Origin of the sequence: Polaribacter sp. ALD11 (genome assembly GCF_002831685.1) — a bacterium.
In the GTDB taxonomy this organism is placed as follows: Bacteria; Bacteroidota; Bacteroidia; order Flavobacteriales; family Flavobacteriaceae; genus Polaribacter.
Window position 1 is genome coordinate 2,752,501 of the sequence record NZ_CP025119.1, and the last position, 21,184, is coordinate 2,773,684.

Here is a 21,184-nt window from a genome sequence, read left to right on the forward strand (position 1 = left end):
AATTTATACGGTTGAACCTGGTTCAACTGAAAATCTTAGGGTGGTTATAGCATTGGGGCTCACCTCTTCCCATCTCGAACAGAGAAGTTAAGCCCAATCGCGCCGATGGTACTGCATTTATGTGGGAGAGTAGGTCGCCGCCTTTCTTAATTCTGATACAATCAGAATTCTACAAACCTCATATCTTACGATATGAGGTTTTTTTATGAAAAATAATGAAATAATTAACGTCTGGGGTGTAGAATGGGCGCTAAACCTTTATCTCACGATATCCAAACTACTTCAATTGAAGTAGCTGCATTATTATGAAACGAATCAAATACGAAACTGGTTTTATGTGACTTCATTTATGTTTTAATCAATATAGAGGATATATATGAAGAAGTTTATTGGAGTTATTTTTAGCTAGAATGTATTGTACTAAAGATTATAGACCTTAATTATTTTACAAAAATATGTAAGTGTTTATTTTGCGTGAAGGATTGAAGTGGAAAGCCCACAGTGAGGTACGAACGAGGACTTGCAGCGGAAAGCCTGACCATTTTTGTGACGATGGTTTATATAACTGTAGAATGTTATTTTTAAAATGGGCACGCCCAAAGCTATGGACAAATTATTATAAATTAAAAACTCACCAGTAGTACTGATGAGTTTTTGTTTAATTGTAATTATAAAATATTTACATGCTACTAAGTCGCCAGAAACATCTTTGGAAGGTAATTCTGTTTTATCAACACTATCCTAAAAAATGTGTAAGTTCAAAACTTAGTATTAATTTATTTATACTTTAATCCTGTTTTCAAATATATCTAAAAATTGGTTTAGAATAATTTTCCATTTTTTAGTATTTACGAATTTTTCCATTTAGGTTCTCTATTAAATTTGTGGTATAAATAATGGTTCTTATTTCCACAGGAAAATCAAAGAATACAGTGAGTTCATGCTCGTTATTCTCCGAACTTCTAATGGTGTAAGAATATTTAGTGATAATTTTGTTTTAAAGTCTTTATAGTAGAAGTCGACACATTATAATGATAGAGTTCTCGGATTTGTGCTTCAATATCGCTACTGCTCATTCCTTTGGCATATAAAGAAATAATTACATTTTAATTTCTTCTGCTGTATTTTGTCCTTTCTTTATAATCATTGGATTAAAAGAACTATTTCGATCTCTTGGAACTTGAATATCTGTTTTTCCTAAAGTAGTATTTAGCTTCTTTTTTGTGCAACCATTTCGTAAGTTATTCGCTTTGTTTTTATTGATACTTATCAGAATCTAAATGAGCATCGAGTTCACCATCAAGTATCTTTTCAACTCCTCGTTTGTGAAGTTCTTCTATGAAGCTGGTGTGCTCTGATCCGTTACTGAATTGTTTTAAAAATCGTCGTTTAATAAATATCCTTGTCTCATAAGTATATAAAAATAAAAAACTCAGAATTTAATCAATCCTGAGTTTTTGAAGCTTACACACTTTATGGGACAGTGCGATACTTTATTAAATAACCCTGCTAATTATTACTTTTATAGTTAATAATCGGATATAAATTTCTATTGGAGGAAAGAGTTAAATCTATGGATACATATTTTCTAGAAATATAAATATTGCTCAATATAGTATTGTTTACTATAATTGTTAACTCCATAAAATTATGTATTTGAAATAATAAAAACACCTTCAAATTAAAAATTTTGGTTAGATCTGTTTGTTTAAAAACTTATAATTAGCAATAGGTAATTATTTTTTCTCTTTAATTAAATATATATAAACAGGATAATGATCTGAGTAACCACCAGTATAGCCACCATTAGAAAAACTTCTAAAAGGGTAACCTTTGAACTTGCCTTTTTTATCACTTAAAAAGCTTTTATTAAAAATCATAGCTTTGTACATCTTGTAAGTAGAAAAATCTTTCTTTCCTTTGTCTAATAACGGAGAAGAAATTAAAATCATATCAAAAAGATTCAAATTATCTCTGTAAGCTAAGGTATTAAAGCCTCTTCTATGGAGGTCTTCATATGGGTTGTAAATATCGTTTTTTCTAACATTTTTCTTTTCACGCTTTGTTTTTAATATTTTTTTGAAACTAGAGTTTATAGGGTCATCATTAAAATCTCCCATGGTTAATATTTTAGCATGCTTATTTTTTTCTCTAATCTTTTGAATAATTTTTATATTTTGATACGCCGCTTTTTCACGTAAAGGTCTACTTTTTGCTTCACCGCCACTTCTAGAAGGCCAATGATTTACAATTAGATGAATTAACTCATCATCTAAATAACCAGATACTAACAATTGATCTCGTGTAAATACTTTTCTGTTGTTTCTGTAAATATTTGGATTAAATACTTCATGAAAAACAGGTTTAAAATATCGTTTTTGATATAACAAAGCAACATCAATTCCTCGTTTGTCAGGTGAATCATAATGTATAATTCCGTATTGTTTTGTTATCAAATGCTTCGATTTTATCAAGTCTTCTAAAACACTCAGGTTTTCAACTTCGGAAACACCTATAATTGCAGGACTTGTTTTTGCTTTGTCTAGTCCGATTTGTGCAATGGTACTTGCTAGTTTATCAATCTTGTCCCAATAAACCTTAGATCTGTTCGATTTCAGTTCCATCATTGGACTTGCTTCATCATTTATAGAAGTATCATTTATGGTGTCAAAAAGATTTTCTAAATTGTAAAAAGCTATGGTTCTTATGGCGTATTTCTTTTCCTTTTTCTGAGAAAAAGAAATACTGATACTAAATAACAAGAGTATTAATAAATAGTTTTTCTTTATCATTTTCTACTTTTTTTAATTACAAACTTACAGAACAAAAAGCATCATTAAAAATAAAAGATAATGTATACTCTCTTTTTTTAATAAAAAAAGAGTAGATTTACTACGCTATTAAATTGAAATTGAAAAAGTTATGAATAAAACTATTGTGCTAATAGTTCTGTCTCTGTTGTGTTGTGCAACAAATTATTCCCAAAATATTATAAAAGGAATTGTGATAGATAACAATTCTGAAAACCCGTTATCGAATGTTTTAATACGTGTTAAAAATACCACTATTACTTCTAAAACAACTCTTAATGGTGCTTTTGAAATAAAAAATATCATCAACGGAAACTTTATTCTAGAGGTTAAATTTCGTAGTTACGAAACACAAAATTTCCCTATAGAATTAAATGGAAAACCAATTGATTTAGGAACAATTCTTTTATATAAAGATTTTATAGAAGAGCAAGACTTAAGTATTATTACAATTACGGATGATCAGTTAAGCAATGATACGGGAGCTGCAGATAATATTTCTGGCCTTCTGCATGCTTCAAAGGATATTTTTTTGAGATCTGCAGCTTTTGAATTTAGTTCATCTTTTTTTAAACTTAGAGGTTTAGATTCTGGTAATGGTAAAGTTTTGATTAACGGAATAGAAATGAACAAAATCTACGATGGTAGAGCTCAATGGAGTAATTGGGGCGGATTAAATGATGTCTTAAGAAATCAAGAGTTTAGCAATGGTTTATCCCCTTCTAATTTTACTTTTGGCGGTATTTTAGGGTCTACAAATATGAATACTAGAGCATCACAACAAAGACCAGGTACAAGAATAACCTATTCGTCTTCTAACAGAAGTTATGTGCATAGATTTATGGCAACACATTCTACAGGTGTTTTTCAAAAAGGTTGGTCTATGACTTTTTCTGGAAGTAGAAGATTAGGACAAGAGGGTTTTAATGATGGAACTTCCTATAATGCGTATGCTTTATTTACTTCCATAGAAAAGAAATTTAACGAGAATCATAGTATTAATTTTACAGGAATTTTCACACCAAACAGGAGAGGTAAATCTTCACCAAATACCCAAGAGGTTTTCGATTTAAAAGGAATTGAATACAACGAATATTGGGGTGATTTGAATGGAGGAAAACGAAATTCTAGAATAAAAGAAGTAGCAGAACCCATTTTAATGTTAAGTCATTATTGGGATATCTCAGAAAATACAACTTTACAAACAAACGTTTCTTATCAATTTGGAAAAATAGGAAATAGTCGTTTAGATTTTAATGGAGGCTCAAATCCTAGTCCGAGTTATTACCAGAGATTACCAAGTTATTTTTTAAGAAAGAATGATGTATTTGGTGCATACACTTCACAAGAAAACTTTGTAAATAACGGTCAATTAGATTGGAATCGTATTTTCGATGCCAATATAACAACAGCAAATGTCGATTTAAATAATGCATATGTTTTGTATGAAGATAGAAATGACGACAAACAAATAACAGTAAATACTATTTACAATTCAGAAATAAACAATCATATTGCTGTTAATGGAAAAATAGAATACAAGCGTTTCTGGTCTGAAAATTTTGCAGAAGTGATTGATTTGTTAGGAGGAAACGGTTATTTAGATATTAATAATTTTGCAGATACTGAAACACAAAGGCAGAATGATGTATTGAATCTGAATAGAATTGTTAGTGTTGGAGATCGATTTAAGTACAATTTCAACTTAAGTTCAGACTTAATTAAGGGCTTTGCACAAGTACAATTTAAATATAACAAAGTTGATTTTTTTCTGGCGGCAAGTGTATCTCAAATAAATAATCAAAGAGAAGGTTTGTATAAAAACGGTAGATTTGAAAATACTTCTTTAGGAGCATCGGAAGAAATCAATTTTACAAATTACGGTGTAAAAACGGGTGGAACGTATAAAATTAACGGACGTAATTTAATAGATGCAAATGTTGCATATTTAACACAAGCACCAAACCTTAGAAACACTTTTTCTAACTCAAGAGAAAACAACAATATAGTTGATAATTTGCAGAGTGAAAAATTGTTTTCTGCAGATTTAAGTTACATTCGAAGAAGTCCGATAATTACTGCTAGAGCAACCGCTTATTATACTTCCATAAAAGATGCTACAGAGATTTCTTTTTATTTTGGTGATGGAATTGGAGGAGATAACACAGCTTTTGTACAAGAAATTTTATCAGGAATTGAAAAGAAACATATGGGTTTAGAATTGGGGTTAGAAGCACAAGTTACTTCAACAATAAAACTAAAAGGAGCTGCGGCTATTGGTAGTTTTACGTATGCTAATAATCCGAATTTATATCTTACTTCAGATGTTATAAATGAAGGGATTTTTGATAAGAATGGTCGTTCAGGAAACTATACCTCAAACTTAAAAAATTATAAAATATCAGCAGGACCACATCATGCATATTCAGTTGGTTTCGAGTATCGAGATCCAGATTATTGGTGGGTTGGTGCAACAACAAATTTATTTAGTAATACTTATGTAGATATTGCGCCATTAACTAGGTCTAGTAACTTCTACAAGGATGCAGATGGTTTATCGTTTCCATATTATGAATTAGAAGTTGCTAGAGAATTATTACAGCAAGAAAAATTTAATAATTATAAAGTTGTAAACCTTGTTGGAGGTAAATCCTGGAAAATAAATGGCTATTATATTAGTGTTTTTGCAACCGTAAATAATCTGTTAAATACAAAGTATAAATCTGGCGGATTTGAGCAAGGTAGAAATGCAAATTATAATGAATTAAAAGCTGATAAATCTCTAAGCAAACCTGTATTTGGAAATAAATATTGGTACGGTAGAGGTGCAACCTACTTTATGAATTTGAGTATAAGTTTTTAAAAAATAAATTGAAATGAAAAGAAATAAAACATGCATCTTAATACTAGCTTTTATAACGAGTATATTTTTTACTGCCTGTGTAGAAGATAACGATTTTACAGTTCCAGAAAACTTAGGAGCTGAAGAAAATCTAAAATTAGAAGCATTATTAGATAGCATTCTAAAGAATCAACTAGAATTAAAATCGATAAAAGATCTAAAGAATTTATACATTTCAGGAAATGATCCTACAAAAATAGTATCTGATATTGTTGTAAAAGGATATGTTGTTTCTTCGGATGCAAAAGGTAATTATTTTAGGGAATTTTATATGCAAAGCACACCCGAAAACCCTACAGCAGGAATTAAAATTGCTGTTAACTTAAACAATACTTATAACAAACTTAACTTCGGAAGAGAAGTTTACATTCGTTTAAAAGGTCTATATATTGGTGAAGCTAATTCTGGTGATGGCGTGCTTACAATTGGAGGAAAAATTAGTACAACAGATACAAGTGAAATACAGAGTGTTTCATTAAAACAAATGGACACTCATTTTTTTCGTTCAGAAAAAACTGAAATAATTATACCTAAGGTAGTTTCTTTGGCAAGTTTAAATACTTCAGATATTGGTACATTTGTATCAGTAAATAACGTTGTTTTTCCTTCTAATTTATCTGGAAAAGCTTATGTAGACCCAACAGAAGATTTTGATACTCAACGTAAAATACAAACTTGCCAAACATTAGGGTATGCAGATTTATTAATAGAAACTAGTTCTTTTGCTAGTTTTGCAAATGAAGCTTTGCCAACTGGCGGCGGCACTATAAATGCAGTAGTTTCTAAAGATTATAATGGTAATTTTTTAGTGTTAGTTTTAAATTCTACAGAAGATGTTTCCATGGCAGATGAAAGATGTATAACACAAACTGAAAGCGATTTTCCTACAATTTTATTAAATGAGAATTTTGAAGCATCCTCCGGAGAAATAAAAATTACAGATTGGCTAAATTACAGAGAAAAAGGCACGAAATCTTGGAGATCTTATACCGATACCTATTCGCAAAGTAAAGCAGCAAGAATTGGTTCTAAAAATTCTGGAGATGCAAACACAGTTGCTTGGTTAATTACAAAGGGAATTGATTTAGATACAACCTCAGAAGAATTTTTATCGTTTGAAACTTCTAATAGTTTTGCAAACGGAAGTAATTTAGAAGTACTAATTTCTACAGATTGGACTGGGGTAGCAACAAATATAACTTCTGCAACTTGGGATGTATTGCCAGCAAAGGTTGTTTCCAATGGCGAAGGTTTTAAGAATTGGATACATTCTACTTATGTGAATTTATCAAGTTATTCTGGCACAGCTTTTATTGCTTTTAAATATACCGGAACAGGTAACGTAAATTTTGATGGAACGTATGAATTAGATAATATTACTATTATTGCCAATTAATTTAGAATGTTTTTTTACTTTTTAAAAGTGTATTTCTTATTAAGATAAAGGAAATACACTTTTCTTTTTTAGTTTGTTTTACTCATTGTTTATCAATAACTTAACTCTTGTGTTGTTTTTTGTTTTCTTGCAATTTTGAAGTAGAAATTAAAGGCGACAACCGAAAAGCCAATTTTAAATAGAGTAGGTGAAAATAAATAGTATGAATCATGGAAAAAGATACAAAAAAAACACAGCTAGAACAATTTGCAGATGAGTTTTCAAAACTACCTAATCTTATTATTCAAGGAATACAAAATTCTAATAATGATGCAGACTTTAAGAAGAATGCTAACGGTTTTTTAGAACCATTTCAAGAACAATTTAGTAGTCTTTCAAATTATCTAATAGATGCTTCTAAAAATAGTTCTAATGAAAACTTAAATTCAGCAAATCGTCTTGTACAAATGGGGGCAGGAAATAAAATGATTACTACTGCAAAATCGATTACTAAAAATCTAAAGTCTGTTTTTTCTAAACTAGCTTTAAGTGATATTATTAGAGAAATTAAAAAATTAATTTTTTTCCTTTTAGATTTATTTAATGCACCGAAGTGGGTGTACACGATAATACTTCTAATTGATCAAATTTTAAACGCACTATTAGGATGGGACTTACCAGAAACCATGGATGAAGTTCTTTCAAAGAGAGAAGTAAACTTCTATAGAGAAATAAGAGAACATAAATCAACAGTTAATGTTTTTGTTGGAGAAGAAAATGATTAATCTTAATCCAAGCAAACATAATGTGCCTCATTAATTTTTAATGAGGTTTTTTCTTATTTTTACACCATGAAAAAAATAGAACACATTGGTATTGCTGTAAAAGATTTAGAGGTATCAAATAAATTATTCGCTTCATTATTTGGTGAAACACATTATAAAATGGAAGAAGTAGCTTCGGAAGGTGTAAAAACCTCTTTTTTTAAAAGTGGACCAAATAAAATTGAATTATTGCAAGCGACAAACTCTGAAAGTCCGATTGCAAAATTTATTGATAAAAAAGGAGAAGGAGTTCACCACATTGCTTTTGCCGTTTCAGATATAAAAGCTGAAATTAAGAGACTTAAAAACGAAGGTTTTGTTGTTTTAAATGAAACACCTAAAAAAGGGGCAGATAATAAATTGGTTGCATTCTTACATCCAAAAACTACAAACGGTGTTTTAATTGAATTATGTCAAGAAATTGAGGAGAATATTTTGGGGTAAAAATTATATACGTTAAAATACTGCTAACAGTTACCGTCAACTGCTTACTAATTATTATCTTGCCAGCGTTTAAAAAAAGTTACTGTAAAATGGCTTCAAAATTTGAATCTTATCAAAAAAGACGTTTAGCATCTTCTTACATATCTGTTGTAATTAGTATTGCTTTGGTACTATTTATGGTTGGTATTTTGGGCTTGGTACTTTTAAAATCTACTTTAGTTTCAAACAGGGTAAAAGAAAAAGTAGCAATTACTCTATTTTTAAAAGAGAATGTAAGTAAAAAACAAATAGACGGATTTAAAGCTTCTTTAGAAAAAGAAGAGTTTACAAAAAGAATTATTTATACTTCAAAAGAACAGGCAGCAAAGCAATATAGCAAAGAAATAGGAGAAGACTTTATGAAGTTTTTGGGAGAAAATCCTTTAAAAAACGGAATAGATATTTTCTTAAAAGCAACGTACGTGACTCCAGAAAAAATGCAAGAATTAGAAACTCGTTTTCTCAAAAATGCATTTGTTGCAGATGTTTCTTATGACAAATTACTAATAAACTTAATAACAAAAAATATTCAAAGAATAAGTTTTTGGTTACTAGTGTTCAGTGGCTTTTTTGGTTTAGTAGCAATTATTTTAATTAATAGTTCTATAAGATTGTCTATTTACTCAAAAAGATTCAACATAAAAACCATGCAAATGGTCGGTGCTACAAAAAGTTTTATAAGAAGACCTTTTATTTTACAAAGCATGAAATTAGGCTTTATTGCTGCACTTGTAGCTTTAATAGGTTTGGGTGCTGTTATTTATTATTTAGATGCTATTGCACCTAGTTTAGGTTTGTTAAAAGATTATGTTTCTCTAAGTTATTTGGTTGGTGGTGTTTTTGTCTCTGCTTTTATAATTACTTGGTTAAGTACCTTTTTTGCAACTCAACGTTTCTTAAATTTACAAACAGACGAACTTTATTATTAAAATATGAAAGACGAAATTATTCAAAAACCAGCATTTATTTTTGGAAAGAAAAACTACACTTTTATGGTGATAGGAATTGTTGTAATAGCATTAGGATTTATCTTTATGTCTGGTGGTGGAAGCGATAACCCAGAAGTTTTTAATGAAGAAATTTACAATTGGCAAAGAATTCGTTTAGCACCAACTTTAGTAATTATTGGTTTAGCAATTGAAATTTATGCAATTTTATTAAACCCTAAAAAGTAAAGATGGATATTTTAGAAGCGATAATTCTTGGTATAATTCAAGGATTAACAGAGTTTTTACCAGTTTCTTCTAGCGGACATTTAGAATTGGCAAAAGCAATTTTAGGAGATACATCTGTGCCAGAAGAAAGTTTAACTTTTACGGTAGTTTTACATTTTGCGACAGCTTTAAGTACAATTGTTATTTTTAGAAAAGAAATTGTAGAAATAATTAAAGGTTTATTTCAATTTAAATGGAACGAAGAATTTAAATTTTCTCTAAAAATTATTATTTCTATGATTCCTGCAGTAGCTGTAGGTTTACTTTTTGAGAAAGAATTAGAATCTTTTTTTGGAGGAAAAATATTACTAGTTGGTTGTATGTTATTACTAACAGCTTTACTATTATTACTAGCAGATAGAGCGAAAAACACAAAGAAAGAAGTTTCCTTTTCTAACGCAGTTTTAATAGGTATATCGCAAGCTATTGCAATGCTACCAGGTATTTCTAGATCTGGCGCAACAATTTCTACCTCTGTTTTATTGGGAATCGATAGAACAAGAGCTGCAAAATTCTCTTTTTTAATGGTTGTTCCGTTAATTTTCGGAAAAATTGGAAAAGATGTTTTAAGTGGAGATTTAAGCTTTCAATCATCTGAAATGCTTCCTATTGCAGCAGGTTTTATTGCAGCATTTTTAGCAGGTTTATTAGCTTGTAAATGGATGATTTCTTTAGTCAAAAAAAGCAAGCTTTCCTACTTTTCTATATATTGTGCAGTTGTAGGAAGTATTGCAATTGGATATGCTCTTTTAAATTAATAGTACACTAAAATCAGTATACATGACTGAAGAATATTATAAAAACGGTCAAGTTTTATTGATTGATAAACCACTTACTTGGACCTCTTTTCAAGTAGTAAATAAATTACGTTGGGAAATAAAACAACGGTTCAATATAAAAAATATTAAAGTTGGTCACGCAGGTACTTTAGATCCTTTGGCTACGGGCTTATTAATTATTTGTACTGGTAAGCAGACAAAGCAAATAGATACATATCAAGGTCAGGTTAAGGAGTATACAGGGACTTTTACTGTTGGTGGCACAACACCAAGTTACGATTTAGAAACAGAGGTTGACAAAACGTTTCCTACAGCACATATTACTGAAGAATTATTGCACGAAACAACCAAACAGTTTACGGGTGAAATTCAACAAAAACCACCCATTTTTTCCGCGATTAAAAAAGACGGAAAACGTTTGTATGAATTGGCAAGAAAAGGAGAAACTACAGAGATTAAAGCAAGAACAGTTACAGTTTCTAAGTTCGAAATAACAAAGATAAACTTACCTGAGGTAGAATTTAGAATTATCTGCAGCAAAGGAACCTATATTCGTTCTATTGCTTTCGATTATGGAACTGCTCTTAATTCTGGAGCGCATTTATCCTCTTTAAGAAGAACTAAAATTGGTGATTTTTCTGTTGATGATGCACTTTCTGTGGAAGGATTTATTGAGAACTTGAAAGAAGGTCAGTAAAAAACTACTTAGTTAATAGTATTTTAGTTATTGGGTAAAAAACAGCAATATACAACACAGGTCTTTAAAAAACCTACGTAATATATTGATACATAAAGTATTTACTACTGTACTAAAAAATCAATTTCTGCTATTGCTGCATTTTTATTACCTCCAGCAATTCTTGTTGATTCTATTTTAATATATCTTGTTTTTATAGCTTTCTTAAAATAGTGAGTTCTTTTTGTAGGGTCATTAATCAAGTTTCCGAATTCAAAGTGTTCAAAAACTGTCCAAGACTTACCATTACTGCTAATTTTTAGAATACCACTTTCAATCATCCCTTTAGAGTTTTCTATTTGAGGAGTATACGAAAACCCCATTAAATTATTTTCTTTTCCTAAATCTAAAGATAAATGGTGTGTATTTGCCGTGTTTGAACTCCAATAACTATCGGTGTCGCTGTCAAATGCTTTTACAGCTTCATGCTGCCTTTTTTCACTGTCTACATCAACTAGTTTCCAGTCTTTCTTTACAACACCAAATACGCTTGAAGCAATACTACCAGTATCATTTTTAGTAAATACAGCGGCTTTAACTTCTCCATATTTTAAGAACAAAGGTTCATTATATAATTCAGACTCTTTTGTAGGTGCACTTCCGTCTAGCGTATACCTTATTTCAACACCGCTATTTATATTTTTTGAGATGTCTTCTCCATGAGGTTTCCATCTAAAATCATGTTTTTTAGTTTGAATGTGCAGCATACCATTTAAATCTCTTTCAATAGTAAGCTGAGGAGGACGGGTTTTATAATAATGAGCAGAAATTTTGGTAATTGCAGGTTGTGAACGAGATTCTAAAACTCTAAATCTAAATTTATTAGAAGTTACTTCTTGAAATCTTAAAATTCTTTTATATCCTACATTTGTAGCTGTTGCAATTTCTTTCCAATCATTTACAAACCATGCTTCTAATACATGTTTTTCAATTCTTTCACTATGTGTTAAAATAGCCTCTTGAATAACAAAACGATTGATGGTTATTGGCTCTGGGGTTGTTATAGTAATTGAGCTATTTGTTAAGAGCTTATAACTCGCTTCATCTTCGTCTAGCACTTCTACTGGTCCTTTTGCATCTTCTAGTAGGTCTTTAGAATAGGTTTCTTTTATAAGTTTACCTACATTTTCTAAAACTTGAACATCTGTTGGAGAAAATTTTCCTTCTCTGTTTGGAGGAATATTTAATAATAAAGTTGCATTTCCTCCTACGGAACGCTCATAAATATCAAAAACATCGTCAACACTTCGTACTTTTTGGTTTTTATCATCTCTGTAAAACCATCCTTCTCTAATAGAAGTATTGATTTCTGTTTGCTGATAATGTAAAAATTTAGCAGCGTATAATTTTTCTCGACTTCCAATATCATCCGCAGTAATGTCTGAAAAAGAATTCATTGTTTTGGGGTTCGTTTGATATGGAATAATATTCCATTCAGAAGCTCTCGTGCCACCCGATTCATTTCCACACCAACGAATATCTTGCTTACCAAAAACGACAGCTTTTGGTGCTAATGTTGTAATTAATTCTTTCCAAGCTAAATAATTGTATTTCTGATTCCCTTTACTTTTCGGATTTGCTCCATCAAACCACACCTCATGAATAGGTCCATATTCTGTTAATAACTCAAATAACTGATTTAGAAAATATTCGTTGTAATCATCTACTTTAAATTTGAATGTCGTTTTATTTTTGAAAGGACGGCCTTTAACCTGTGTTGGAATTGTTCTATTAGAATAAGAACTTCCGTTTCCATACAATCCGTCTTTACTTTCAATTTGATACAAATCTGCAGGAGATAAATACACGCCTAATTTTAAGTCATATTTCTTGCACGAAGCAGCCAATTCTTTTAAAACATCTCCTTTTCCTTCTTTAAAAGGAGATGACATGATGCCTTGTTTGGTATAGCGACTTTGCCAAAGCACAAAACCATCATGATGCTTTACGGTAAAAATCACCATTTTCATATTCGCAGCTTTCATTGCTTTGCACCATTGGTCTGTGTCTAGGTTTTGTAGATTAAAAATACTTGGGTTCTCTTTTCCATTCCCCCATTCCATTCTCGTGAAAGTATTGGGGCCAAAATGTATAAAGGCAATGAATTCATTCTTTAAAGCTTCGTACTGGTTTTTAGTAGGAACAACATGAGCAGCTTTCAAAATAATAGAATCTTTACTATTTGTACTAGATATCTTAAAGGTGTTACTTGTTTCTATTAAGACACCGTTTGATTGTGAGCAGGAAGATATTGTAAGAACAGTAAGAAGGCAAAGAATAATTGTTTTCAAGTTATAAATGGTTTTAATTTCTAAATATAGGATAATCTTATTTGACGATGAAAATTAACTACACCTTTTGTATTCTATTGCTTAATAGACTTAGTGTATTCAATTATTTTTTTAATTGTTTTATTAGGGTCGTTCTTTCTCCAATTAATAAATAAATCGATATCTTCATCTAGTTCAATGAATCTTACATTGTGAGATTCAGCAAACTTAAATGAATGTGGAAGAATAGAAACTCCAAGTTCTTTAGATACAAGGTTTAAAATCATTCCACCAAAATCAGATTCAATGATTGTTTTCGGTTGAAAATTATATTTATTGAAAAAATTTCTTAAAAGTGAAGCAAAAAAAGTTGTTTGATGCAAACCTGTAATAATAAATTTTTCGTTTTTTAACTCGTTTAAGTTCTTAAATGTTTTTTTGTTTAGCCAATGGTTGTTTGGTACAACCAAGCAAATTGGTTCTGAATGTAATTTTAGAGAATCTATATTGATGTTTTTTATTTTATCTCTGCTAAATGCGATGTCTGTTTTGTGGTTGAGTAATAGTTTCTCGTGGTCTTTATCTGTTGGTTCAATCAATTCTAATTTTAGATCTGGTAAATTTGAATTTATAATCTCGAGAAAATCGGGTAGAAATTTAAAGGCAATCGAACCTGGATAACTTATTGAAACAAACCCAGATGTTCCTTTATCAATTTTTTTTGCTTGTCGATGTATTTGATCTAATTCTTTAATGGTTTTTGTCCAATGTTCTTGAAGAAATTTACCAGCATCTGTTAGTTTTACATTTCTTTTATCCCTTTCAAAAAGCTGAATTCCCATCTCATTTTCAAGAGATTGAATTTGTCTACTTAATGAAGATTGAGATATGAATACTTTTTCAGCAGTTTTCCAGAAATGAAGTTCATTAGAAAGTGTTAAAAAATATTTTATTTGTTTGATTGTCATTTTTAATGTGCTTTCTGCATTAATCAATCAAAAATAAGTATTTTTTAGGAGTTCACAAAACAGTTCCTTTGTGCTAGATTTATTTTAATTATTAAAAATAAAAAAAATGATGGGAATTGAAAATTTTATCACTTTTATGCTAACGGCATTTGTATTTGTAATAACACCAGGAATTGATACGGTATTTGTTTTAAATAAGTCTATTGGGCAAGGTAGAAAATCTGGTATAAATGCAACGTTAGGTATAAATACAGGTATCTTGGCACATACTTTTTTTGCAGCTTTAGGCTTATCTGTAATCCTTTCTAAATCTGATTTAGCTTTTGTTATAATTAAATATATTGGTTTTATTTATTTGATTTACCTAGGTTTCTCTAAACTTAAAAATAACAAAGAAGTGCTGTCTTTAAAGGTAGGAAATGAATCGCAAAAAAAAGTAAAAAGTGATTTTTGGTCTGGTTTTTTAACAAACACCTTAAATCCGAAAGTTGCATTATTCTTTTTGGCCTTTTTCCCTCAATTTATCAATCCTGCACAAATAGAAAACCCTGTACCATTTATATTGTTAGGTTTTACATTTGCAGCAATAGGAACTATTTGGTATTTAGGTCTAACGATATTTGCTAGTACTTTTTCTCAAAAAATTAAAAGTAACCCAAAGTTTAATATCTGGTTAAATAAATTGAGTGGTTTCGTTTTTATACTAATGGGAGTTAAAATAATACTAAGTTAAAATTCAGCATCAACGGTAAAACTCATTCGTTCATTTGTTGAAGGGTGAAAGAACTCAATAAATTCAGCATGTAAGTGCAACCTATTTTCTTTTTTTCCATACAAATCATCGCCAACAATTGGTGTGTTTAATCCGTTTTTATGAGCAGCATGTACTCTTAATTGATGTGTTCTTCCCGAAATTGGGTAAAAATACACGCGTGTTTTTCCATTTTCTTTGTTGATGATTTTCCAATCTGTTTCAGCTGGTTTTCCATAGGTAAAATCTACCAATTGTTTAGGTCTATCATCTAAATCTACACGTAAGGGCAACTTTATTTTTCCGCTATTTTCAGATAAAATTCCATCTAATAAAGCTACGTAGCGTTTTTTTATAGTTCTGTTTATAAACTGACTCTGTAAAATTTTATTAGCTTCCTTAGTTTTTGTAAGTAATAAAATTCCAGAAGTAGACATGTCTAATCGATGCACAATCAAAGGACCTGTTGCAGTTGGGTATTTCTCTTTAATTCTAGTATACACAGAATCTTTAATATCCTTACCAGGAACAGATAAAAATTCAGCAGGTTTGTTCACTACAATTAAAACAGCATCTTCATAAATAATTTTTAGTTCTTGTTTTTCTGCTAGATTTTCTAGCAACAAGTTCTCATCCATTTTTATACCTTCTAACATGTGTGTTAAAATGGGTTTGCATCTACCTTGGCAAGCAGGATAATAGTTTTTATGTTGTCTAACGGCAGAGTTTGGTGAAACTCCCCACCAAAATTCTGCCATTGTAATGGGCGTTAAATCGTTTGCAAATGCATATTGCAAAAGCTTAGGAGCAGAACACTCTCCTGAACCTGCAGGAGGTTTTATAGCAGGGTCATTAAAAATATCTAATAAGTTTTTAAGTTCCTTTTGTCGATTTAAAAAGGCGTATTTACTAAATAATGTTTGCTGTAAATAATTAGATTTTTCTTTTCGCTCTTTCTTTAGAGATTCAATTTTAGCTTCAATAAGGATGAATTCTTTACTAACTTTTTGAAGTTTAATCTGGTAATATTCTTGTAATTCTTTTAAAAAGAACTGATTATTATAACTTTCTTGTGTAAGTCTTTTCGTTAGTTCTTTAAATTCTAAGTCATTTAAAACAGCAATTGCTTTCTTTTTCTGATTTTTCCGATCTGTTCTAAAAAACTTCATCCGCTTTCTTTGAAAAGCCAAATCATCTTCAATCTCTTTGGTAATTCTTTTTACAGATTTTTTTAGAGTTAAATAATTTTCATCCTTTTTTAAAGCACCTAATTGCGCATTAATTGCATCAATTTCAAGTTCACCTTTTATATAAAAACTACCTTCTGTTCGCATATTAAAAACAGGTGGAACAAACTTTTCTGGCAAACTTTTGTCTGCTAGTTTACCTGAAAAAGCATTTAAATAGCCAATTTCATTTCGCTTGTTTTTTACAACTAAAACGCCAAACATTTTCCCTACTGCAAGTGAGTTAGAATTTGTTTCTAATCCAAAATTATGTTTAAAATATGTCTGATTTTCTAAATATTCCTGTAATTCTGTCGTCGCAATTTTTGCTAAAAGATGCGGTTCATAATAAAAGGGAAATGTAAATTTCTCTGGAAGTGCTATTTCAGAAATAGTAGTTTTAAAATGTTGGAAGTGTTTCAATATAATTAAGAATAAGTGTCAAAGATAGTTAGTTATCAATAAAAATGACAGAAATAATAGGCATAATAACGATTCTCTAAAAGAGTTAAAATAATTTTTGAATGCGTTAAAGTCTGGTTTCTTTATCATTTAGTTTTGTATTGAACTAAAAACAATAGTATGAAAAATATAAAAATGAATTCGATTAAATTATTTGCAACTGCATTAACTGTTTCTAGTTTTATGTTGGTTTCTTGTGATAATGCAAAAAAGAAAGCAACAGAAATTAAAGAAGAAGCTACTGAAATTAAAAAGGATATTGAAAATGAAGTAGGGGAGATGGATGACGAGGTGAAAACTCGAACTTACAAAATGAAAGACGGTACAGCAATTGTTTATAATTTAGATGCGAAAGGGGTTGTAGGTTTTGATGATTGGGCAGACTTTACAGTCGTAAATTCAGAATTGGCACAAATGAGAAAATCTAACTTTGTAACTACAGCGCAACGTGTAAAAAACATGAATTTTAGAATAGCCAGTTTAGGTAGCACAATTCCTGCTTGGTTAAAAACGGAAGAAGTGATGGAAGATGTTGCAGATGTTCAAAAAGAATATTTAGAGTTAATTGAGGATCCTAACGCATCAGATAACGAAAGAAAAGAAAATTTAGAAGAGCTTTCTGAAAAATTTGATGATTTACGTGAAGAGTTAGATGAAACAGTGAAAGAATATACTAAAATTCATGAAGAAGCAATTGAAGAATATAACGAAGAAATAAAAAAAGGAAAAATAGATGCTGCTATTGAAGAGTATAACGAAGAGATTAAAAAGTTAGATAAAATTTTAGAAAAGAAGTAATATTCGCATATATCTGACTCGTAATTAGGGTGTTGTGATTTTATAAATAGAGGATAGATTTTAATCTATCCTCTATTTATGTTTTAAATTAATTAGTGAGATCTAAACTAATTTTTACTACGAAGTTGTCTCAGGCCAGAAATTAAAAAAGGTTTTATAGGCAAACTTTTCATAATAGAAACATCTTCTATAATTGTGCTTTCATTTCCTAAAAAAGCGAATATTTTCTCGGGTGAATTGTCTTTGAATATTTGTGCAAAGATCTCTTTACCTGTTCGTTTTTTTGATAATAGAACATCAATTAATGTACGATCATACCAATTATATCGTTTGTCTTTAAAAGAGATATCAGAATTTAAGTTCTTACCTAATTTTAATTTTTCTACTATTTCAGAAACATCTTTCTGAATAAATTGAAAAGTATACCCGCTGCTTGCTTTTGTATAGCCGCCAGAGGTGCCAATGTTTAGAACATTTTTCTTCGGGTTTTTTTGAAACTTCGCCAAAGACATTGGTATTATTCCAAACTCTTCGTGAGAAATAGTATAATCATCAATCTTTAACTCTTCTTTAATATATTTTTTTAAGGCAGAATCATACGTTTCTTTATTTAAAACAGTAGAAGAGAAGAGTGTGTATTCAACCAAAGCTTCTGTAGTAGAAGTTGGGAAAACATACATAAAAGTAGCGCCATTTTCTTGAGAAACTCTAAAGTCCATCAATCTTCCAATTTCAAAATCAAAAATTGGTTTTTTAGACTTAATTACCCAACCTTTAAAGTGTTGTAAAAGTGAGTTTTCTTCGGTTATTTCTGGGTTGAAGAGATTTGTAGAATTAAAAACAGTTTTTGCTGCATATAAATTATCTTCCGTTTTTACAGTAGCCAAAATAGCATCCGAAGTAATGGCAACAATGTTTTCTTGTAAAAAAGTAACATTGGTAAATTGTTTAGCAAAATTAATTACAAAGTTATAGAAATCTATCCCTTGAATCATTTTGTAAGTATAGGTTCCTAAATCTAGTTTTTTTTCAAAACCTGTTGAAAGAAATTCTAAAGTGTTCCATTTTGCATGCACAATAGACTCAAACGAACCTGCGTTTTTTTCCCAAAAACACCAAGTTCTATCGTTGCTGTTTTTTGTGTCTTTATCAATAATCAAAATCGATTTTTCTTGCAAAGTAGGTTCTTGTAATATCTTGTACAATAAGCTTAAACCAGCGCAACCAGCACCTGCAATAATAAAATCGTATTTCATCATAATTATTTTATAAAACGATTATACCAACTTTCTTCGATAGGTATTTCCCAAAAATTCTCAAAATCTTGTTTTGTGGTAATCAGGTTATCAAAAATGATAGTTTTGCCCGTTAAAGCTTTGTTTTTAAGTAGTTTTTTAAAGTCTTTTAGATCTTTGTATTGTACGTGTTCACCTTGTTTAAAACAAACATTCATTCGGTCTAAAAGTGCTACTTCATAGGTTTCTTGCAGACCTATAATTAAGGAAACAGAAGCATCAATATCGCTATTAGAAAGTTCTGTAGCAACATCATCTGCTGTTAAAATAATAAACCTGTTATATAAAAATTGATAGGAAGCTTTGAAATTTTCATCATCAGATTTCCAGTTCTCTACAAAGGTTTTTACTTTTTCTTCTATGGCTTCAATTTCATTCGGATAAAATTTTCTGCTAGAAGGGTACACCCAAACTTTAGCATCTTCTGGTATTTCTTTAAAATCTACAAACATTGTTTTTTATTTACGTTGCAAAGATAGCCAAAAGAAAAACCGCAAACTGATTTTCAGTTTGCGGTTTTTTATAAACTTTAAAAAGGCTAAGCTTCTTTAACAGAAAGTTTTGTAGTGAGATGTATGAAATCTTCTTGCACACTTTGTCCTTTGTTTTTATTGTACCAAAGTTGTAGGTCTTCTTTAAATTGAGGATCTAAACTACCATGTGCTGCTTTATAATCTGAAACCATTTTTGTAGCTATAGTTGGTCTTGGTCCCCAAGAATCGATTACATTATTGTCTTTGTCTAAAGCTATTAATTTAGGAATACTTCTTCCTCCGTTTGTCAAAAACAAATCCATTAATGCTAGGTTTTCATCTCTTAGCACTATTTTTAAATCAATTTTATCTGTAGTTGCAGCAATTTTATTAAGAACAGGTAGGTTTTGTGCAGCATCTCCACACCAACCTTCAGTAATAACCAACCAGGTTTGGGGTTGTTTAATTTTTTTAAACTCTAGAATTGCTTCTTCAGAAATTTTTATAGTTTTATCTAGACGTTTCATTCTTCTGTCATTTAACAAACTATAATTTGTTAATGCTTCAGATTGTTCTGGGCCTGTAGATTTTCCTTCAACTAATAAATTACGAACTAATGCTCTATAATCGGTATATGATATCGTTTTTTTTAAACTATTTTCTATAATTTCCTTCATAATTAAAAGTGTTCTATTGAGGTTTTTAGACGAAGATAATCTCTAAACTTACAAAGAGTTTTCTTAGTTTTTTATATTTTTAAGAATATCAGAAGTCATAGAAGATAGGTTGAATTTATGTTGCCAATTCCAATCTTTTCTAGCTTCAGAATCATCTATAGAAGAGGGCCAGCTATCGGCAATTTTCTGTCTGAAATCTGGTTTATAAGAAACTTTAAAATCCGGAATATGTTTTCTAATTTCTACGGCCATTTCTTCTGGTGTAAAATCCATCGCAGCTAAATTATAAGAAGTTCTAATTTTTACATCTTCTGGTTTTGCTTGCATTAATTTAATTGTTGCTGCTACAGCATCATTCATGTACATCATTGGTAAACGGGTCTCTTTAGATACAAAACACTCATAATTACCTTCTTCTACAGCTTTAAAATAAATATCTACTGCATAATCTGTAGTACCACCTCCAGGTTTTACTTTCCAAGAAATAACACCTGGGTAACGCAAACTTCTAACATCTACTCCATATTTTTCATGATAATAATTACACCAAAATTCGCCAGAAAGTTTACTAATTCCGTAAACTGTACTAGGTTCTATAATGGTTTTTTGTGGGGTGTTTTCTTTTGGCGTTGTTGGGCCAAATACCGCGATAGAACTTGGCCAATACACTTGTTTTATGTGTTTATCTTTTGCCAATTCTAAAACTCCTAAAAGAGAATTCATATTCAAATCCCAAGCTTTTTGCGGAAATTTTTCTGCCGTAGCAGACAACATTGCAGCAAGTAAATATACTTGAGAAACCTTATACTTTTTAACCATTTTTAAAATGGTTTCTTTGTCGGTTGCATCTATAATTTCAAAAGGACCAGAAGACATCATTTCTTCATTTCCTTCTTTAATATCAGAAGCTATAACACTACTGTTTCCATAGATAGAACGCAGTTCTTGCGTTAATTCGTTACCAATTTGGCCACTAGCGCCTAAAATTAAAATGGTTTCACTCATCACTAAAATTGAATTAAAATAAGTGGCAAAGGTACTTAATTTAAGTATCCTTAATTATTTTTTGATTGAATAATTTGAACCACTATTTTGCTGTTTTGTTATGGTTTTCTTAAAAGATAATTTAGTGCAATTTATT

20 protein-coding genes and 1 rRNA gene are annotated in these 21,184 nt (G+C 30.1%); 11 read left to right on the top strand and 10 right to left on the bottom strand.

Going from position 1 to position 21,184, the window contains the following annotated elements; translation table 11 throughout:
* Nucleotides 1-36: 36 nt before the first annotated feature.
* Nucleotides 37-146: ribosomal RNA gene (gene rrf, locus CW731_RS12090) — 5S ribosomal RNA — on the top strand.
* A gap of 695 nt (nt 147-841) precedes the next feature.
* Here rrf and CW731_RS15985 read toward each other — a convergent pair.
* The 3 genes from CW731_RS15985 to CW731_RS12100 form a co-directional block, all read right to left on the bottom strand.
* Nucleotides 842-991 (bottom strand): transposase, encoded by a 150-nt coding sequence (locus CW731_RS15985; protein WP_368356665.1) that lies wholly within the window; start codon nt 989-991, stop codon nt 842-844.
* A gap of 108 nt (nt 992-1,099) precedes the next feature.
* The gene (locus CW731_RS15990) at nt 1,100-1,276 is read right to left on the bottom strand and encodes a transposase (protein WP_368356666.1); all 177 of its coding nucleotides are present in this window, start codon (nt 1,274-1,276) and stop codon (nt 1,100-1,102) included.
* 460 nt (nt 1,277-1,736) lie between these two features.
* Complete coding sequence (locus CW731_RS12100) at nt 1,737-2,792, bottom strand: endonuclease (protein WP_100946967.1); 1,056 nt, start codon at nt 2,790-2,792, stop codon at nt 1,737-1,739.
* 130 nt (nt 2,793-2,922) lie between these two features.
* Between CW731_RS12100 and CW731_RS12105 the strand changes: the two genes are divergently transcribed.
* The 8 genes from CW731_RS12105 (at nt 2,923) to truB (ending at nt 11,084) form a co-directional block, all read left to right on the top strand.
* A complete protein-coding gene (locus CW731_RS12105; protein ID WP_100946968.1) occupies nt 2,923-5,673 on the top strand; it encodes a TonB-dependent receptor in 2,751 nt (916 codons plus the stop codon).
* Between the two features lie 13 nt (nt 5,674-5,686).
* On the top strand, nt 5,687-7,108 hold the full coding sequence (locus CW731_RS12110; RefSeq protein WP_100946969.1) for a DUF5689 domain-containing protein: 1,422 nt from the start codon (nt 5,687-5,689) through the stop codon (nt 7,106-7,108).
* A gap of 209 nt (nt 7,109-7,317) precedes the next feature.
* Nucleotides 7,318-7,872, top strand: a complete 555-nt coding sequence (locus tag CW731_RS12115) for a hypothetical protein (RefSeq protein ID WP_100946970.1) — start codon at nt 7,318-7,320, stop codon at nt 7,870-7,872.
* Nucleotides 7,873-7,938: 66 nt separating this feature from the next.
* Nucleotides 7,939-8,355 (top strand): methylmalonyl-CoA epimerase, encoded by a 417-nt coding sequence (gene mce, locus CW731_RS12120; protein ID WP_100946971.1) that lies wholly within the window; start codon nt 7,939-7,941, stop codon nt 8,353-8,355.
* A gap of 89 nt (nt 8,356-8,444) precedes the next feature.
* The gene (locus CW731_RS12125) at nt 8,445-9,323 is read left to right on the top strand and encodes an ABC transporter permease (protein WP_100946972.1); all 879 of its coding nucleotides are present in this window, start codon (nt 8,445-8,447) and stop codon (nt 9,321-9,323) included.
* 3 nt (nt 9,324-9,326) lie between these two features.
* A complete protein-coding gene (locus CW731_RS12130; RefSeq protein WP_100946973.1) occupies nt 9,327-9,569 on the top strand; it encodes a DUF3098 domain-containing protein in 243 nt (80 codons plus the stop codon).
* 2 nt (nt 9,570-9,571) lie between these two features.
* Complete coding sequence (locus CW731_RS12135) at nt 9,572-10,366, top strand: undecaprenyl-diphosphate phosphatase (protein ID WP_100946974.1); 795 nt, start codon at nt 9,572-9,574, stop codon at nt 10,364-10,366.
* Nucleotides 10,367-10,388: 22 nt separating this feature from the next.
* Nucleotides 10,389-11,084, top strand: a complete 696-nt coding sequence (gene truB, locus CW731_RS12140; RefSeq protein ID WP_100946975.1) for a tRNA pseudouridine(55) synthase TruB — start codon at nt 10,389-10,391, stop codon at nt 11,082-11,084.
* Between the two features lie 104 nt (nt 11,085-11,188).
* On the opposite strand, the gene CW731_RS12145 is transcribed toward truB, so the two are convergent.
* Together CW731_RS12145 and CW731_RS12150 are read right to left on the bottom strand one after the other, a co-directional pair.
* Nucleotides 11,189-13,414, bottom strand: coding sequence for an alpha-L-fucosidase (locus CW731_RS12145; RefSeq protein ID WP_100946976.1), 2,226 nt, complete (start codon nt 13,412-13,414; stop codon nt 11,189-11,191).
* 74 nt (nt 13,415-13,488) lie between these two features.
* Entirely contained in the window at nt 13,489-14,361 is an 873-nt protein-coding gene (locus CW731_RS12150; protein WP_100947701.1) for a LysR substrate-binding domain-containing protein, read from the bottom strand.
* Between the two features lie 106 nt (nt 14,362-14,467).
* On the opposite strand from CW731_RS12150, the gene CW731_RS12155 reads away from it, so the two are divergent.
* Nucleotides 14,468-15,094 (top strand): LysE family translocator, encoded by a 627-nt coding sequence (locus tag CW731_RS12155; protein WP_232734668.1) that lies wholly within the window; start codon nt 14,468-14,470, stop codon nt 15,092-15,094.
* Here CW731_RS12155 and CW731_RS12160 read toward each other — a convergent pair.
* Nucleotides 15,091-16,761 (bottom strand): RluA family pseudouridine synthase, encoded by a 1,671-nt coding sequence (locus tag CW731_RS12160; RefSeq protein ID WP_100946977.1) that lies wholly within the window; start codon nt 16,759-16,761, stop codon nt 15,091-15,093. The two genes, CW731_RS12155 and CW731_RS12160, sit on opposite strands and share 4 nt — an antisense overlap.
* 159 nt (nt 16,762-16,920) lie before the next feature.
* Between CW731_RS12160 and CW731_RS12165 the strand changes: the two genes are divergently transcribed.
* The gene (locus CW731_RS12165) at nt 16,921-17,598 is read left to right on the top strand and encodes a hypothetical protein (RefSeq protein ID WP_100946978.1); all 678 of its coding nucleotides are present in this window, start codon (nt 16,921-16,923) and stop codon (nt 17,596-17,598) included.
* 107 nt (nt 17,599-17,705) lie between these two features.
* Here the strand turns inward: CW731_RS12165 and CW731_RS12170 are convergent, their stop codons facing one another.
* From CW731_RS12170 to CW731_RS12185, 4 genes are all read right to left on the bottom strand, one after another.
* A complete protein-coding gene (locus CW731_RS12170) occupies nt 17,706-18,857 on the bottom strand; it encodes a lycopene cyclase family protein (RefSeq protein ID WP_232734669.1) in 1,152 nt (383 codons plus the stop codon).
* Between the two features lie 2 nt (nt 18,858-18,859).
* Complete coding sequence (locus tag CW731_RS12175; RefSeq protein WP_100946979.1) at nt 18,860-19,345, bottom strand: ABC transporter ATPase; 486 nt, start codon at nt 19,343-19,345, stop codon at nt 18,860-18,862.
* 86 nt (nt 19,346-19,431) lie between these two features.
* Nucleotides 19,432-20,043: a thioredoxin family protein gene (locus tag CW731_RS12180; protein WP_100946980.1), complete on the bottom strand. Its 612-nt coding sequence runs from the start codon at nt 20,041-20,043 to the stop codon at nt 19,432-19,434.
* 63 nt (nt 20,044-20,106) lie between these two features.
* Nucleotides 20,107-21,048, bottom strand: a complete 942-nt coding sequence (locus CW731_RS12185) for an NAD-dependent epimerase/dehydratase family protein (protein WP_100946981.1) — start codon at nt 21,046-21,048, stop codon at nt 20,107-20,109.
* Between the last annotated feature and the right edge of the window lie 136 nt (nt 21,049-21,184).

Bases quoted from the DNA above. Each gene is read 5' to 3' on its own strand.
- CW731_RS12110 (WP_100946969.1), top strand. From the start codon at position 5,687: ATGAAAAGAAATAAAACATGCATCTTAATACTAGCTTTTATAACGAGT.
- CW731_RS12105 (WP_100946968.1), top strand. From the start codon at position 2,923: ATGAATAAAACTATTGTGCTAATAGTTCTGTCTCTGTTGTGTTGTGCA.
- truB (WP_100946975.1), top strand. From the start codon at position 10,389: ATGACTGAAGAATATTATAAAAACGGTCAAGTTTTATTGATTGATAAA.
- CW731_RS12180 (WP_100946980.1), bottom strand. From the start codon at position 20,043: ATGAAGGAAATTATAGAAAATAGTTTAAAAAAAACGATATCATATACC.
- CW731_RS12100 (WP_100946967.1), bottom strand. From the start codon at position 2,792: ATGATAAAGAAAAACTATTTATTAATACTCTTGTTATTTAGTATCAGT.
- CW731_RS12165 (WP_100946978.1), top strand. From the start codon at position 16,921: ATGAAAAATATAAAAATGAATTCGATTAAATTATTTGCAACTGCATTA.
- CW731_RS12170 (WP_232734669.1), bottom strand. From the start codon at position 18,857: ATGATGAAATACGATTTTATTATTGCAGGTGCTGGTTGCGCTGGTTTA.
- CW731_RS12130 (WP_100946973.1), top strand. From the start codon at position 9,327: ATGAAAGACGAAATTATTCAAAAACCAGCATTTATTTTTGGAAAGAAA.
- CW731_RS12125 (WP_100946972.1), top strand. From the start codon at position 8,445: ATGGCTTCAAAATTTGAATCTTATCAAAAAAGACGTTTAGCATCTTCT.
- CW731_RS12150 (WP_100947701.1), bottom strand. From the start codon at position 14,361: ATGACAATCAAACAAATAAAATATTTTTTAACACTTTCTAATGAACTT.
- CW731_RS12155 (WP_232734668.1), top strand. From the start codon at position 14,468: ATGATGGGAATTGAAAATTTTATCACTTTTATGCTAACGGCATTTGTA.
- CW731_RS12135 (WP_100946974.1), top strand. From the start codon at position 9,572: ATGGATATTTTAGAAGCGATAATTCTTGGTATAATTCAAGGATTAACA.
- CW731_RS12115 (WP_100946970.1), top strand. From the start codon at position 7,318: ATGGAAAAAGATACAAAAAAAACACAGCTAGAACAATTTGCAGATGAG.
- mce (WP_100946971.1), top strand. From the start codon at position 7,939: ATGAAAAAAATAGAACACATTGGTATTGCTGTAAAAGATTTAGAGGTA.
- CW731_RS12185 (WP_100946981.1), bottom strand. From the start codon at position 21,048: ATGAGTGAAACCATTTTAATTTTAGGCGCTAGTGGCCAAATTGGTAAC.
- CW731_RS12175 (WP_100946979.1), bottom strand. From the start codon at position 19,345: ATGTTTGTAGATTTTAAAGAAATACCAGAAGATGCTAAAGTTTGGGTG.